The sequence below is a fragment of the Enterobacter cloacae complex sp. 309I3 genome, assembly GCF_050031595.1.
Taxonomy (GTDB): domain Bacteria; phylum Pseudomonadota; class Gammaproteobacteria; order Enterobacterales; family Enterobacteriaceae; genus Enterobacter; species Enterobacter cloacae.
Genome location: NZ_JBLGWI010000001.1, coordinates 2,679,175 through 2,695,097, shown reverse-complemented (window position 1 = coordinate 2,695,097; position 15,923 = coordinate 2,679,175). Strand labels below are relative to the sequence as shown.

Here is a 15,923-nt window from a genome sequence, read left to right as displayed (position 1 = left end):
TGGATTATATGCATGAGGATTGCACAGTTATTAGCAAAAACGTTAATTGCCGGAACGTTTTCTCTCCCATACGTGACGGTGTCGGCCATGATGCCCGCGGATAATAATCAGTACGACGCCATGATTATCGAGGCGAGAAAAGGCAATACACAACCTGCATTAACCTGGTTTTCGGGTCATCACCAGCTTGATGAATCTCAGGTTGCCGACTGGATGCAGATCGCCCTCTGGGCAGGCAAAAATGACGAGGTCATCGAGGTCTATTCCCGTCACCAGAATTACACGCTGCCGGCGAGAGCCTTGGCCGCACTGGCGGTTGCCTGGCGCAATAAGCAGGAGTGGAAAAAAGCGCTACAAGTCTGGGACCGTATCTGTGATGAAAGCCCGTACACGGCGGAGTTTTGCCGGGGAAGAGTATTGACCCTCGCCGACAGCGGTGAGTATGACGGGGCGCTGCGCGAAATACGCCTGCTGCAAAAAAGAGCGCCAGACAGCAAAAATTCTCTGGCGGAAGCGTATGTACACAGGCTTGCCGGCCATTACCCCGAAGAATTACTGGCCATCACACAGGCGATGCGCCAGTCAGCACACCCGGAAACGTTGTTTGATGCCTGGCGTGAGGCGCTGGCAAACAATCAGTTGCCGGCAGCCGAACTCAAGCATGTGCAGGCGCAGGGGAAACAGCCACAGGCCAGCGAGCGCGCGGACGCGGCGGCTGAGTTAGTCAGGCTGGCGTTCATGCCGACCCGCAGCGAAAAAGAGCGCTACGTTATCGCCGATCGGGCTTTATCCCTTTATGACGGGATGATCGCCGAGTGGAAAAATAAGCCGGAGTATGACGCGGTATACCGCCGGATTTACGTCGACAGACTCGGGGCCTTGCTTTCACGCAATCGCCACGAAGAGGTCATCGCGCAATATCAGCAGATGCAACAGGATGACTTCGTGCTGCCGGAGTATGCCCAGTACTGGGTGGCGTCGGCGTATCTCAAAACGGGTCAGCCCGATCGGGCGCAGGCAATGCTCTCAAGGCTGTTTTATCAGACACCCCAGAAGGTCGATGACATTTCGGAGGAGGAGCGTGCCGATCTGTTTTATAGCCACCTGGAAAGTGAAAACTACCGCCCTGCGATGCTGCTGACGAAACGCGTCGTTGATACCACGCCAGCCACCGTTTATCCACGCGGATCGTCAGTGCCCGTGCCGAATGATAAGTGGCTTGAAGGGCAACAGTTCCGTTCCTCGCTGGCGATGTACGAACAGGACCTGGCCCGAGCGGAATCACTGACGCGCAACCTTGCGCAGGCGGCGCCGGGTAACCAGGGATTGCGTATTGATCATGCGCGCGTTCTTCTTGCACGCGGACTGCCACGAGCCGCAGAAGAGAGCCTAAAGCAGGCCGAATTGCTTGAACCGTCCAGCATTGCCCTGGAAACCGAACAGGCCTATGCCGCGCTGGATCTTCAGGAGTGGCAACAGGCTGAGGAGCTGACAAAGGATGTGGTGCAACGCGCTCCTGACAATGCGGCGGTAAAGCAGCTCAGTAGGGCGCTTGCTACCCACCAGCGTGCAGAATTACGGGTGGCAGGAACGGTTGGTATTGATTCTGACTCTCCTGACGCAGGACGTCACGATGTTAGCTTCAACAGCACCCTTTATAGCGCTCCGCTGAACTATAACTGGCGCGGATTCGTTGGCTACGGCTTTTTTGACGGCCGTTTCCAGGAGGGAAAAGGCGTAGTGCATGACGGACTCATGGGGCTGGAATGGCGTTCGCGAGACCTTTGGGCGGAGGCTGAAGTCTCGGGCCGACGTTTCAGTGGCGATCAAAAAATCGGGGCCCGGCTTTCGACCCGTATCGATTTTAACGATAGCTGGCAGTTGGGGCTGGAAGGTGAACGTGTGTCGCGTAATGCGCCGATGCGTGCCATGAAAAACGGCATTACCGCGAACAGCGGTGGGGTGGAGATACGCTGGTATCAGCATGAAAGTCGACAATACAGCGCGGGCTATCTGAAGACCGATTTCTCTGACGGAAACCACCGGAATGAATATTTCCTCAACGGTCAGGAACAGGTCTGGGCTTCGCCTGATGTGAGCCTGAACCTCCAGCCGGGCGTTTATTACGGCATTAACAGCCAGTCAGACGTGCCTTACTTCAGTCCGGAAAAACGTATGGACGTGATGGCCGGGATGACACTGGATCATCGGCTGTGGCGCCGGTACGAAAACAGCTGGACGCAGAGATTCAGCGCCGGTGCAGGAAATGCGTGGCAGAAGGGCTATGGCAGCGGGCTCATCACCCAACTGGGCTATGGACAGCGCGTGTCCTGGCGCGACGGGGGAGAAGCGAGTGCGACGATACGCTGGGATAAACGCCCCTACGACGGAAAGCAGGAACACAATCTATCTGTTGATTTTAATGTGACCCTTCGATTCTGAGGCAACGTATGTTACGGAAAGGATTTCAAACATTACTCATGCTGCTTGGCATCATGCTCGTAGCAGCGTGCGTCGACGGGCGCGGGCCTGCCTATACCAGCCCGGCCCTGCGCGAAAAGTTACGTGCCGAAATGCCATGGCCGGCGAATGGCTTCGTGACGATTGCGTATCATGAAGTGGAAGATGGCGAAACGGATCAGCGTTTTATGTCCGTGCGCACCTCCGCGCTAAAAGAGCAGTTTGCCTGGCTACGTGAAAATGGCTACAAGCCGGTCAGCCTGGCGCAGATCCGTGAGGCACACCGCGGGGGTAAGCCCTTACCGGAAAAAGCGGTTTTATTGTCCTTCGACGACGGCTTCAGTAGCTTTTATACGCGTGTCTTCCCGCTGCTTGTTGCCTTTCAGTGGCCTGCTTTATGGGCACCGGTTGGCAGCTGGATTGACACCCCCGCCGGGCAACCGGTGCAGTACGGCGATGAAAAGATCGCGCGTGAACGCTTTGCAACCTGGCAGCAGGTACAGGAGCTTTCCCGTTCTCCGCTGGTGGAGATAGGTGCGCATACCTGGAACAGCCATTTTGGCACCCTGGCGAATCCGAGCGGCAGCATGCTGCCTGCATTTGCGAATCGTCGGTTTCTCAAGAGCGATCAGCGCTACGAAACCGAAAAGGAGTATCGGACGCGCATACGGCAAGACGCAAAGATGCTGATAAGCCACTTTAAGACGCATACCGGTAAAGCCCCTACGGCCTGGGTGTGGCCATATGGCGCGGCGAACGGGACGGCAATTCAGGAGCTTAAGGCTCTCGGCTTTGACATGTTTTTCACGCTGGAGGATGGGCTTTCAACGGCCACGGAGCTGGATTCAATTCCGAGGATCTTGATAAATGGCAACCCTACCCTTGAAGAGTTTGCGCTTCAGGTGACGGGGGTGCAGGAACAAGCGTTCCAGCGCGTGATGCATGTCGATCTGGACTATGTGTTTGATCCCGATGCCAGGCAGATGGAAAAAAATATCGATGCCCTCATTCAGAGGGTTAAAGATATGGGGATCACCACCGTTTACCTGCAGGCGTTTGCCGATCCGGCGGGTGATGGTCTGGTGAAGGCGGTCTACTTCCCAAACCGTTGGCTGCCGGTGAAGGCTGACATTTTCAGTCGCATTGCGTGGCAGCTTCGCACCCGGGCAAACGCGGCCGTTTATGCCTGGATGCCGGTCCTGAGCTGGGATATGTCGGCAAACTTAACCCGCGTGCATAGCCTGGCGGCAGACGATGACGAACGTCCTCAGGTCAGTCCATCACAGTATCGGCGTCTGTCACCATTTGATGCTGAGGCGAGGCAGCGTATTGGTGACATGTATCAAGATCTGGCGGCGCATGCCTCGTTTGACGGCATTCTTTTTCATGACGACGCCGTGCTGACCGATACGGAGGACGCCAGCTCTGTAGCACTGGCCGCTTATGAAAAAGCGGGTTTTAGCCGTGATATCAGGGCAATTCGCGATGACGCGCAGCAATTTGAGGCATGGACCCGGTTCAAAACCGAAACACTCACACGTTTCACCCTTGAACTGGCGGATAAAGTAAAAGCTATCCGTGGCCCGCAAATCAAAACGGCGCGTAACCTGTATGCGTTGCCGCTGATTGAACCGAAAAGCGAAGCGTGGTTTGCACAGAACCCCAATGACTTTCTTACGCACTATGACTGGACGGCCGTCATGGCGATGCCCTACATGGAGGGTGTGAAGGATCGGGAGAGCGACAAGTGGTTTAAGGCACTTATTGCGCGCGCAGCGGCTTTATCTGACGGGAAAAATAAGATGATTATCGAGCTTCAGGCTCGGGACTGGCGACCGGACGGGCAACACCAGCGTATTGAATCCCGCAAGATTGCGGAGTGGATGCGTATTATGCAGCTCTCTGGAATGAAACATTATGGCTATTACCCTGATGACTTTTTGAATAATCAGCCGAAAATAAATGTTATTCGGCCGGAATTCTCAACGAACTGGTACCCTGAAGATGAATAATCGCTATTTCTCAATCGTTATTTTAATTCTGGTGTTGTGTATCCCTGTCGGGTTAACCCTGCTGTTTTCCGCAGAGGTGATGCTGAGATATGTCTTTTTCTGGCCGTTCTTTATGTCGATATTCTGGATAGCAGGCAGCGTCTTTTTCTGGTTCTATCGCGAGCGGCACTGGGAGTGGGGTAAAGATGCGTCGGTACCGATGATTAAAGATAACCCCTTAATTTCGATTGTTATCCCTTGTTTTAATGAATCGAAAAATATTCAGGAGACCATCGCGGCGGCTATGTCACAGCGGTATGACAATTTTGAAGTTATTGCAGTGAATGACGGATCGTCGGACGACACGGGCTTTCAGCTAAATATGTTGGCCGAGCGTTATCCCCGCCTGCGTGTTGTGCATTTGATGGAGAACCAGGGAAAAGCGATTGCGTTGAAAAGTGGTGCCGCCGCTGCAAAAGGGGAGTTTCTGGTTTGCATTGACGGCGACGCCTGTCTGGATCGTGACGCCGCAGCCTGGCTTGTCGCGCCGATGATTGATAACCCGCGTGTGGGGGCTGTGACCGGCAATCCGCGGATCCGCACTCGCTCAACGTTAATCGGCAAAGTCCAGGTCGGTGAATTTTCATCGATCATTGGTCTTATCAAACGTACGCAACGGGTCTATGGCCAGGTGTTTACCGTTTCAGGGGTAATTGCGGCGTTCCGCCGGAGCGCGCTGGCGGATGTGGGTTACTGGAGCGATGACATGATCACGGAGGATATTGATATCAGCTGGAAACTACAGCTTCGTCGCTGGTCTGTGTTCTATGAACCGCGGGCGCTGTGCTGGATTTTAATGCCGGAAACGCTGCGCGGGCTGTGGAAACAGCGTTTACGTTGGGCGAAGGGGGGCGCGGAGGTTTTCCTGAAAAACATGAGCTCCCTCTGGCGCTGGAAACACAGGCATATGTGGCCCCTTTTTATGGAATATTGCGCGACGACGGCATGGGCATTCACCTGCCTGGTCAGTGGGTTGGTCATCCTGGCGGAGGTAATCCAGAACGGATCAACGGGAGGGCTCTCCATTTCATCGGTGTCAGAAAATGCCGGAGTGCTGCTTTGCAGCCTGTGTCTGGTGCAATTCCTGGTGAGTATCCTGATTGAGTACCGCTATGAGCATAACGTCGTTGCCACGCTGTTCTGGATCATCTGGTATCCGATCATCTTCTGGCTTATCAGTTTATTCACCACGCTTGTCGCGTTCACTGTTGTGATGCTGAATCCCCGTAGCACCCGTGCGCGTTGGGTCAGTCCGGATCGCGGGATTGCAAGGGGGTAACATGAAACACTGGATTATCAATTCGCAAAAAAGCGTCTTCCGGGAGTGTCTGGAACTGATCGTAACCTGTCTTTTGTGGGCTATGTTTGTGTACTTTGCCTCGGGGTTTATCGCTTTATTCCTGAAGGGGTTTACGCAGGGGAATGACGCTTTTTTGCGGCTGTTCTTCTATTTCATCCTGGCGATACTTAACGCGCTGGTACTGGTGCTCTGGGCGATCTACAACCGCTATAAGCATCAGAGAATTGCGGTTCCTCCTGCCCGTGTGGCGAGTGAGGCGGAACTGGCGATGAGCTTTTCACTTTCCCAGCCGGTTTATCAGCAGTTCCAGGCTAATAAAAAGTTATACGTTGATTTTGACAACCATGGTGACGTGGTAAATGTCACCTCAGAGTAGTAGTACGATCCCCCTGACCGTGCCGGTCAGGGGGCGGTTTGCGTCTTTATAGTTATGCGGTAAGAAGGATGATGAATAACATTACGTTGGCCGAGAAAATGATCATGCTTTCCGGTGCATTTCTATTTGCACTGATGATCGCGGTAAACTCTTTTTGCGTGAATGATAATCCAGGCTTCAGAGTACCCATGACCACATATTTAATCGTCATGATTGCGCTGTTCTTTCTGGATACCATCATCTTTATTTTCATCCAGATGCAGTATGCGTCTGACAGAACACACCTGTCCTCATTGATTCTGAGTATGGCGTTTTTAAGTGGACTGGTTTATTTCATTGAAACGATCGTTATTATTCAATATCCTGAACACGCTGGTTTTTCTAATGCGGTAAAAACAAACGACACGGCTGTATTCTATTTTTTCAGGCAACTAAGCTTTATCTTTTTACTGGCGCTCGCCGTTCGGGTGGAAAAAATCACAACACGTTCGTCGTCAGGACGGATTAATAAGTTCAGCCTGGCGTTAACATTATTTATTCCGCTGGTTGTGTTCCCGGTTCTGGCCCATTATATGAGCAGCTATCATCCTGCATTATCATTAACGATAGCGGCAGATGGTCGTGACCAGCATGCTCCCGTCTGGGATGTCCGGTACGTTAACGTTCTGATCACGCTCTGGTCGTTTTTACTCTGCTATATGACCTATGTGACGCGACTGTCTTCAGGCATGTGGAACAGTATTATTGTGGTGTGTCTCTCCGCCATCATTTACAACTTTTTCCTGTTGCTGCTCGATACATATAATATGTCACTCTGGTATATTAGCCGTACAGTAGAGGTATTTAGTAAATTATTTGTTATTTTCACCTTGTTATTTCACGTATTCAGCACGTTAAAGATTTTTGGCGATCGAATTAATCGCGACCCGCTTACGCAGATCTTTAACCGTAAGTATTTTTATGAGGCGCTTCAACGGAACCGCATGCTCAGGACAGAAAAAGGCACGAGCATAATGATGCTGGATATCGACAACTTTAAGTCTATTAATGATACCTGGGGTCATCCGGTAGGGGATCGCGTCCTTCTGGCGGTGGTGGATATTATCAAAGACAGTATCCGGGATAAGGATATTTTTGCCAGACTGGGCGGTGAGGAGTTTGGTCTTCTGCTACCGAATACTGACGAGAGCCTGGCGGTATCCGTTGCCGAGCGTATTCGCCATAATGTCCAGCACCGGACCGGACAGGGTAACCTTTACGCGCTTCCTGCAGAGGTGACGCTGAGTATCGGCGTGTGCTCAGCCATTCAGAGCAACCTTAACAGCACCGATATTATTCGTAACGTGGATGAGGCGCTCTATGAGGCCAAGCACAACGGTAAAAACAGAATCGTAAGCAGACACGCAGAATGTGGGTGAGCTTATAAAATGGGGATAAAAACGTCAAAATTAACATGCTCATCGCTGTAAGAATTAAACTGCATTAAATAAATGCCCTCGCGCAACGCCAGACGCTTTTTAACCATTGCTTTAACGAAGGCAATTTTGTTAAAGGCGCTGTAGCCCTCCCAGCTACCGCTGAAGGTCATTTTTGCGTATTTTCCTTTTACTACGCACGTCCCTCTTTTTGCAGTCGTGTCGCTTTGTAAGGAATACGAGATTAAGACCTCAACAAGATAAGATCGGCTTTTGCCTAAGCGTTCGGGTGGGCGAGGCACAAGGGTGATGCGATCAATCTCATGACGATTTTCGATAAGCAGTTTCTTGATTTTTTTAGTAATATCATGGACCGAGGTATCAAAAAGATGATCATGTTCGATAATTTGATGGGTATAGAGAAATGTTTCATTCAGTTCACAAATTTCGAGTTCTGGAGTTTGATGGTCGCTTAATAAAAAAGAGGGCTGTAAAACATCAAAATTCCACACTCTGGCACGTCTGTACTCAGAGGGTGTCAGCCCGGTCATTTTTTTAAAGGCTCTGGAAAAACCCTGGCTACTCTGGTAATGGAAAAGATAAGCAATATCCGTCACCGGAATCGAAGTCATCCTTAGCATAATAGCAGCACGGCTCAGCCTTCTTCTGAGAATATATTCTCCTAACGAGAGCTGATAGTGCTCCTTAAACCAGGTTTCAATGGTTCGTCTGCTGTATCCGATATCCGCAACCAGGTCATCAATATGTAAAATAGTAAAGTTATTTTCCTCCACCCAGGAGAGAATATACCTTCTGATGCTGTCTTTCATTGGCGTGTCAGTTATTACTTAACGGTAAATGAGTTTCATGCTGGGCAAATTATGCCGGAAGTTAATTGACTGGCGAAGGGATTCTGGCAATAACTTTAATTTCAAAATCAAAACCAGCGAGCCAGTTAACGCCTATGGCAGTCCAGTTTGGGTAAGGAGGACGCGGGAACGCCATTTTTTTCGCCTGCATAATGACGGGAAACTGGTTTTCAGGGTCGGTGTGAAATGTCGTTACATCGATAATATCGTCAAAGGTACATCCCGCGGCCGCAAGGGTAGCCTGGAGGTTATCAAATGCGAGCTGTACCTGAGCGGCGAAATCGGGCTCAGGTGTGCCATCGCTGCGGCTGCCGACCTGGCCAGAAACAAATAACAAATCGCCCGAGCGGATGGCAGCAGAATAGCCATGCTCTTGATAGAGGGCATGACGGTTGGCCGGGAATACAGGTTCACGTGGGTGCATAGCATTTCCTTTTATATTCGAGGTTATTGTCGTGATGACAAAGTAGAAGTAACATACGCGATGTATGTGAAAAAATGTAATCCACATACGCCGTGTATGTCAAATGGAAAACGCTGCTTAACCAAGGAATCCCCATGGCTGCAAAACGTCGTGCTGAGACGGCACAGGAAAATCGCGAAAAAATGATACAGGCAGCCCGTAAGGCGTTTGCTGAAAAAGGATATGCCGCTGCCTCAATGGATGAACTGACTGCCAGCGTGGGCTTAACGCGCGGTGCGCTGTACCATAATTTCAGCGATAAGAAAGGGTTACTGGCGGCTGTAGTCGCACAGATAGACAGTGAAATGGCTGAAAAAGCGAAAGCCATTGCTTCCACTGCGGAAAATGACTGGGAGAGGTTGCTGGCGGAAGGCGTCGCTTATATCAAAATGGCGCTGGTTCCGGAAGTGCAGCGTATCGTTCTTCTTGATGGTCCAGCTGTTCTGGGCGATCCGGCGCAATGGCCTAGCCAGAACAGTTGCCTGGAGTCGACTCGTCACACCATCGAAAAAATGATCGCATGCGACGTTCTTAAACCGGTTGATGCAAAAGTCGCAGCCCATCTGCTGAATGGCGCTGCGCTGAATGCTGCCTTGCTCATTGCCGCGAGTGACGACCCGCAGAAAACGCTGCCCCATGCCATTGAGGTATTCACTCTTCTGGCTGGCGGGTTACGCAATAGCTAAGGGATATTTTTAACGATCCTTTCTCCATGCATCAGCAGTTAGCGCTTCACCAAAATGTCCGGCAATCAGGCGTTTTGTTAAATCGTGGAGTGGGGAGGCCAGCACATCCGCTGTGCTGCCGCGCTCGACAACTTCACCCTGATGCATGACCATCACCTGGTCGCTGATGTGTTTCATCATGCCAAGATGTTGGGTGACGTAGATATAAGAGATCCCCTGTTTTTCCTGCAGTTCCAGCATCAGGTTAATTAACTGCGAACGCATCGACATATCCAGTGAGGCGAGGGCTTCGTCTGCAATAATCACCTTCGGGCGCAAAATCAGGGCGCGCGCCAGCCCCAGACGCTGCTTCTGTCCTGGAGCCAGCATATGCGGATAGTAACTTTCGTGATCGGGCAGCAGTCCGACCATACGCAGGGTTTCAAAGATACGTTTACGGCGAGCGTCAGGCTCCAGATCGGTATTCAGCCGCAGCGGGAAATCCAGGATCTGTGAAATACGCTGGCGCGGATTGAGCGAGGTGGAGGGATCCTGGAAGATCATGCGGATGCGCTGGCTGCGGAAGGAGTAATCGCCGAATGCCAGCGGATGATCGTCAATCAGCACTTCACCGCCGCTTGGCTCAACCATGCCCGCCAGCATCTTAGCCAGCGTGGATTTGCCGGAACCATTCTCGCCAATAATCGCCAGCGTCTGCTTTTCGCGCAGCGTAAAGCTCAGCGGTTTCACCGCTTCCACGGTCTGGCGATGGAACAGCCCGGTGCGGTAGCGAAAGGTCTTACTCAGGTTGCGTACTTCCAGTAAGGTTTCGACCATTTCACTCTCTCTCCATGTTCAGCGGGAAATGACAGGCGTAAAGATGGTTCTTCGCCCCCGTCAGACGCGGCGTTTCAATACACTTACGCTGAGCATACGGGCAACGTGGCCCAAGACGACAGCCTATCGGCAATGATTCCAGAAGCGGGATCGCACCCGGCAGCGTGTTCAGACGGCTCTTGTGCGGCATGGCGCTGCCAAAATCCGGGATCGCACGAATCAGCGCCTGCGTATAGGGGTGGTGCGGCGTGGTGATCAGATCTTCACTGGGGGCGGTTTCCACCGTTTGCCCACAGTACATCACATCAATTTTATCCGCCCATTTGCTGAGCATTTGCAGGTCGTGACTGATTAGCAAAATGGTGGTGTTGTTATTCTGATTCAGCCGCGTCAGCAGACGGAATATCTGCGCCTGCGTGGTCGGCTCCATCGCGTTTGTTGGTTCATCCGCAATCAACAGGCGCGGCTGATTGGCCAGCGCGATGGCGATCATCACTTTCTGGCATTCACCGTCGGTGAGTTCGTAGGGGAAACTGCGCATTGCGTCTTTATGATCTTTGATCCCGACGCGGTGCAGCAGCTCAATGGCGCGGCGTTTGCGCCAGCCGAAACGCTGCCACCAGCGGCCTTTATAGGTCCAGCCGGGGATATTCTGCATCAGCTGCTTACCTACGCGCTCGGACGGGTCAAGGCAGGATTGTGGCTCCTGGAAAATCATCGAGACGTTATGGCCCACCAGCTTGCGACGCTCGCGCGGGGAGAGGCGCAGCAGGTCGATATCATCAAACCGCATGCGGTCGGCGGTGACGCGCCAGTTGTCCTTCGCTACACCACAAATGGCTTTGGCGATGAGGCTTTTCCCGGAACCGGATTCGCCCACCAGACCGCGAATTTCACCTTCAGCAAGGGTAATGCTGATTCGATCGACAGCCTTAACCCAGCCCTCACCGGTTTTAAACTCGATGGTGAGGTTGCGGATATCAAGAAGCGGCATTATTGCACCCCCGCATTAATTGCGCGGCGAATACCGTCGCCCAGCAGGTTAATCAGCAACACGCTGACCATAATGGCCGCACCCGGTAACATAACTGTCCACGGGGCGACGTAGATAAGCTCCAGCGCATCGCCCAGCATCGCACCCCATTCCGGTGACGGCAGTTGGGCACCCAAATCGAGGAAACCCAGCGCAGCGATATCCAGTATCGCCATCGACAGGGCGCGGGTGATCTCGGTGACCAGCCCGGCTGCGATATTCGGCAGGACGGCAAACCAGAGAATATTCAGCGTGGTGGCACCGTCCAGACGGGCAGCAACAACATACTCTTTCTCCAGTTCGTCATGCACCATGCTGTACACAGAGCGAACGATACGGGGCAGGATTGCCAGCCACACGGCAAACATGGCATGCGTCAGGTGCGGCCCGGCAAAGGCCACCACAATGATCGCCAGCAGCAGCGATGGGATAGAGAGCAGGGTGTCCAGAATGTGATTCAGCACCGCCGAGCGCAGACCGTGGGTGGAGCCAGCAAAAATGCCCAGCGCCAGACCGCAAACTGTGGCGGCAAGCGTCACCACAAACGCGCCACCCACCGTTGGGGCGGCACCGCTCAGCAGGCGGCTCAGCACATCACGGCCCAGATCGTCGGTGCCCAGGAAGAAGGAAACTTCCCCATAGCGTGACCACGACGGGGGCAACAGTTGATAGCCGAGGAACTGCTGGTCGATACCGTACGGCGCAAACCACGATCCAAATACGCACAGCAAGACCAGACCGGCACAGCCGTACAGGCCGATCATTGCCGTGGTGTCACCATAGAATTTACGCCACACGGTACGTAGCGCACCGGGCGTGCGCTTTTCACTGTATACGCTATCGTAGGGCATATGAATCCGTTTTAAGTTTGTTTGTCATGCTTTAGGTCTTTTGAAAAATGCTGATATGCCAATAACTTGCCTGCTTTGAGTGCTTTGATATTGGGTATTACACAATAATTAGAAGGTTATCAATTTCCGATGAATGTGTACATCATCTGTATGACTTCTCCCTGAGTGTGCACATTGCTTATTCATACAAAACTTCGAAAAGCTTTATGCAACAAAAGAGACAAAATCGAGATTATTCCAGACGCTCATGGCATGAATGTCAGATTGCCTACATCCGATAGTATAACATTCTTTTACCGTTAAAGATGGAATGGAAAAGCGAATCAATTGACAATTGGTGATTAGCTGACCATATCTCTGTCGCAAGCATATGAGCGTAGACAGCTGCTCAGGGCCTGGCTTACAAAAGTGTTGGACCAAAGACAAAAGACCGTACTGGTGAGACAGGAAAAAATAATATGATTACTTTAGAAGTAATAGTTTGATTATTGGGATAAGCAATACCCCTTTCCCAGGGCTTGGTAAATACAAGGTAAATGGCCGGGAATTGAAGAACCTTTCTAATGCAGTGCTGTGGAAATAACTGGTAATTATAGTATTAACAAACAACTCTTCATAACCTTGCAGGCTGTTGGCTAGGTGTGTTTTTTTGCACCGCTGAGAACGGGTTCATGCACCACTGCTTAGACTAAATATATTGCATGACGATTGTCATGTTATCGGCAGGATTTCCTGCGAGTTGGAGCGGCAAGGTTGCGACTGATTGAGCTATCATCCCGGCGGCAGCCTTCAACTAGCTCACAAAGCCTGCACAGAAAATTGAGTGAGTGGTGGAAAAGAAGTTGGTGCCTTATGTTCCTCTATTACTATATAGGTGTTTTCTGTGGCCATTCCTCTTATGCCAAATTACGCAGTCGCTTTGAGGCGGAGTAGGTGAAGTTATTAAGATCGTCGCTGATTACTCATCAGTATTTAAATTAATAGGTAAAGCGCGTATGGTTTAGCATATACTGGAATATGCAAAGCCCCAGCAGTTTTGCGGATGCCTCAATGTCGGCGATTCAGTTGTAGTTCTCATATTTGTTGACGAAAATGCTGAAGAACTGCTCAAATGTTGCGGTCTCAAAGTAAAAAGATGGATCTGATTATTTAATTTGAATAGGATATAGCGTATTACTTATTCCGTTCCGTGACTTTACTTATGATGAGAATAAACGCCCTAGTTTTGGGGTTATACCGTAAAGGAACTCGAATGGATGTCTTATGTGCAATAATATAATAAAGAATATCTGCGTAATAATATATTGATAAGAGATGTTGCCACGTCAAAATTTCTGTGTGACTGCTCTATGTAGCAATTAAATGCCCTATTTGATTTTATGGTCAAGAAATATTAATGCTGTCGACTATGGTGAATGGAAGAGAATGTCAACATTCCCATTTCAGGTTTTTTAGCTGAATGCTTTAGGAAGACACCATTACAATGTGAGTAGGGTTATAGTAAGAATTACCCAAATTTCGTCATGTATTTCAAATTATCTATAACCCCAATGATGGGGTTATTCTCTCATATTTGTGCTTTATTTGGCTTGCTGTCATTTAAGTTGTGACAAGAACCAAGCATACTATGGTACGCATAAATGCTCAGGCAGAATTAAAATTATATTCCGCCATGTTGTTGTATAAAAAAACAGATCAGTTACAGCCCTCAGTTTTAGAGGGGAATCTAAAATTCCCATTTCTATAAAGACCTTATTTTTCATGAGCAGACGAGTAACATCTTTCATGCTGTTTTTTGTTTAGTAATTTTCTTCCAGCTAAAATAAATGGTTTCTCAATTGTAACATATAAAACTGAGGCCAGTAAAATTGATATTGACATCATAATAAAAAGTTTACTAAAGCCAACCCCAGTTGATAGCAAAGGGATCGTTGACTGATATTCTTTAAATATGAAGTGTGTAATTATATGAGTTAGGTAAAGACTATATGAAATATTGCCTAAAAACTCTAGCGTCTTATTTTTCTTCATCCCATAAACCTTCTCCCATGAAATAACACATACAAATAAAATCAGAGAGATAACGCCATATCCTTTAGGGCCAATAAATGTACCATATCCCGACATGTAGCAGTATATAACATAAGAAAAGCCTACTGAAATGCAAAAATTAAAAATATATTTGTTGTTGATGTTTTTTAGGTAATCTAAGCAGTTATGGAGTGAAAAGACAATTAAGCCTATAGCAAACTCTAGCATCATTGGAGAGGAATATATTTTTATTAGCCCTATAAATGGACCATCATAATTCGCTGACGTTGAAGCTGTAAGATTATACTCTCCATTATTGAAATATGTCTGAAGAGTTAAATTAATTACTAAAATAATGAGAATACATAACATTACTCGATGTTTGTGATTTAATGCCATGGCCACCATAAACAGCACATAAAACGCAATCTCATATGTTAATGTCCACGCAGAAAATATGGCCGTATAACCATATACTGGAGCATGATCGTCATAATTTAAATGTATAAAAAATATAGATTTAATAAAATTCAAATCAAAAGTTTGGGAAGTGCTTAAAAAATAATAACAGAAGGCATGTTATATAAACAGGATAAATCCTAAAGAATCGCTTGGAAAGAAATGACAATTGAGACTCTTTTTTTTGAGTAGCATAGGCAATTATAAACCCGCTAATCATAAAAAATAAATCGACACCTATCGCTCCGTGCAAGAATAAAAGATTACCTAGATCATTTTGCGCATATACGCCGTTCACTGCCCCTCTAAAATGGAATAGCACAACCAAAACACAAGCTATGCCCCTCATATAATGTAATGAATAGATTTTATTGTCGGCTTTCATTTTTCAACTGAATTTTATTTTAACATTACAACATAATACACTATCTCTGAGGGTAAAGTAAATAATGACGATTTTCATCGTACGCGCGTAATTGCATGGTCTTCCCATGATGGAAATGCCACTAAACTTCCGAATCTCTTAAAGTTGGAGTCAAATAAGGTAGGATTTTGAATTTTGTTTTACGCCATGCCACCATATCTGTTCATTGAAGGCGATGTTCTTGTTGATATGCCTAAGATAGGTATTCTTACGCACCACATTCATCCTGTATCGAATGACGCAAACGCCATCAACAAGTAGTAATCGAAATGCGTATATGACATGTATCTTTCCAGGATTTTCTCGTCTTATCATTCCAGTCGAGCCATCCGTTTGCGAAACTGAGTGCTCAACCGTGTTACCATAAAACTTGAAGCATTCTGCTAGCAGCCGCAGTTTCGACACGCGCGTTGATCAATGGCGGTCTGTTATACTATGCTGGAACGTCGCTGCAGAATATCAGATAGAGGTGGAGCCGACCTTTGTTCGCACGAAAGAAAAACTATGGTACCGAGCACGTCGTTTTACGACCAATAGGCACCGTGCCTTAAGCTATGTCGAGGTCGGCTTCATCGGCCAGATAAGATAGCTCCAACAGCCCATGTTTCGATTGAGACTGTTGGAGCAAAAAAACAATGTGTACAAATGTGCGTATTAAAACTCAATATTAATAGCGGCGCCTGTACTTA

13 protein-coding genes and 1 pseudogene are annotated in these 15,923 nt (G+C 49.1%); 7 read left to right on the top strand and 7 right to left on the bottom strand.

The window, feature by feature from the left end:
* Window positions 1-12: 12 nt before the first annotated feature.
* The 5 genes from pgaA to ACQG22_RS12650 all read left to right on the top strand — a co-directional run bounded on the left by pgaA (window position 13) and on the right by ACQG22_RS12650 (window position 7,605).
* On the top strand, window positions 13-2,442 hold the full coding sequence (gene pgaA / locus ACQG22_RS12670) for a poly-beta-1,6 N-acetyl-D-glucosamine export porin PgaA (RefSeq protein WP_102752861.1): 2,430 nt from the start codon (window positions 13-15) through the stop codon (window positions 2,440-2,442).
* A gap of 8 nt (window positions 2,443-2,450) precedes the next feature.
* Complete coding sequence (gene pgaB / locus ACQG22_RS12665; RefSeq protein WP_102752862.1) at window positions 2,451-4,472, top strand: poly-beta-1,6-N-acetyl-D-glucosamine N-deacetylase PgaB; 2,022 nt, start codon at window positions 2,451-2,453, stop codon at window positions 4,470-4,472.
* Complete coding sequence (pgaC, locus tag ACQG22_RS12660) at window positions 4,465-5,790, top strand: poly-beta-1,6-N-acetyl-D-glucosamine synthase (protein WP_130626193.1); 1,326 nt, start codon at window positions 4,465-4,467, stop codon at window positions 5,788-5,790. Before pgaB ends, pgaC begins: the two co-directional genes overlap by 8 nt.
* 1 nt (window position 5,791) lies before the next feature.
* Window positions 5,792-6,187: a poly-beta-1,6-N-acetyl-D-glucosamine biosynthesis protein PgaD gene (gene pgaD / locus ACQG22_RS12655; RefSeq protein WP_102752864.1), complete on the top strand. Its 396-nt coding sequence runs from the start codon at window positions 5,792-5,794 to the stop codon at window positions 6,185-6,187.
* A 68-nt stretch (window positions 6,188-6,255) separates the two neighbouring features.
* Window positions 6,256-7,605, top strand: a complete 1,350-nt coding sequence (locus tag ACQG22_RS12650) for a sensor domain-containing diguanylate cyclase (RefSeq protein WP_228486034.1) — start codon at window positions 6,256-6,258, stop codon at window positions 7,603-7,605.
* A gap of 2 nt (window positions 7,606-7,607) precedes the next feature.
* Here the strand turns inward: ACQG22_RS12650 and ACQG22_RS12645 are convergent, their stop codons facing one another.
* Both ACQG22_RS12645 and ACQG22_RS12640 read right to left on the bottom strand, forming a co-directional pair.
* Window positions 7,608-8,432: a helix-turn-helix transcriptional regulator gene (locus ACQG22_RS12645; protein WP_058681310.1), complete on the bottom strand. Its 825-nt coding sequence runs from the start codon at window positions 8,430-8,432 to the stop codon at window positions 7,608-7,610.
* Window positions 8,433-8,493: 61 nt separating this feature from the next.
* Complete coding sequence (locus ACQG22_RS12640; RefSeq protein ID WP_058681309.1) at window positions 8,494-8,895, bottom strand: RidA family protein; 402 nt, start codon at window positions 8,893-8,895, stop codon at window positions 8,494-8,496.
* 134 nt (window positions 8,896-9,029) lie between these two features.
* Here ACQG22_RS12640 and ACQG22_RS12635 point away from each other — a divergent pair, with 134 nt between their 5' ends.
* Window positions 9,030-9,620 (top strand): TetR/AcrR family transcriptional regulator, encoded by a 591-nt coding sequence (locus tag ACQG22_RS12635; RefSeq protein ID WP_095907902.1) that lies wholly within the window; start codon window positions 9,030-9,032, stop codon window positions 9,618-9,620.
* A 9-nt stretch (window positions 9,621-9,629) separates the two neighbouring features.
* Here the strand turns inward: ACQG22_RS12635 and sapF are convergent, their stop codons facing one another.
* The 3 genes from sapF to sapC are packed head-to-tail and all read right to left on the bottom strand — an operon-like array spanning window position 9,630 to window position 12,320.
* A complete protein-coding gene (gene sapF, locus ACQG22_RS12630; RefSeq protein WP_013096393.1) occupies window positions 9,630-10,436 on the bottom strand; it encodes a putrescine export ABC transporter ATP-binding protein SapF in 807 nt (268 codons plus the stop codon).
* 1 nt (window position 10,437) lies between these two features.
* On the bottom strand, window positions 10,438-11,430 hold the full coding sequence (gene sapD, locus ACQG22_RS12625) for a peptide ABC transporter ATP-binding protein SapD (protein ID WP_013096394.1): 993 nt from the start codon (window positions 11,428-11,430) through the stop codon (window positions 10,438-10,440).
* Window positions 11,430-12,320, bottom strand: a complete 891-nt coding sequence (gene sapC, locus ACQG22_RS12620; RefSeq protein WP_020690956.1) for a putrescine export ABC transporter permease SapC — start codon at window positions 12,318-12,320, stop codon at window positions 11,430-11,432. The genes sapD and sapC overlap by 1 nt, the downstream gene beginning before the upstream one ends.
* A gap of 174 nt (window positions 12,321-12,494) precedes the next feature.
* Here sapC and ACQG22_RS12615 point away from each other — a divergent pair.
* A pseudogene (locus ACQG22_RS12615) lies at window positions 12,495-12,876 on the top strand (Arm DNA-binding domain-containing protein); the annotation flags it as partial.
* A gap of 1,196 nt (window positions 12,877-14,072) precedes the next feature.
* On the opposite strand, the gene ACQG22_RS12610 reads toward ACQG22_RS12615, so the two are convergent.
* Together ACQG22_RS12610 and ACQG22_RS12605 are read right to left on the bottom strand one after the other, a co-directional pair.
* Window positions 14,073-14,885 carry an acyltransferase family protein gene (locus ACQG22_RS12610; RefSeq protein WP_426711546.1) on the bottom strand — a complete coding sequence of 271 codons (813 nt, stop codon included), beginning with the start codon at window positions 14,883-14,885 and terminating at the stop codon, window positions 14,073-14,075.
* 1 nt (window position 14,886) lies between these two features.
* A complete protein-coding gene (locus ACQG22_RS12605) occupies window positions 14,887-15,195 on the bottom strand; it encodes an acyltransferase family protein (protein ID WP_426711545.1) in 309 nt (102 codons plus the stop codon).
* Between the last annotated feature and the right edge of the window lie 728 nt (window positions 15,196-15,923).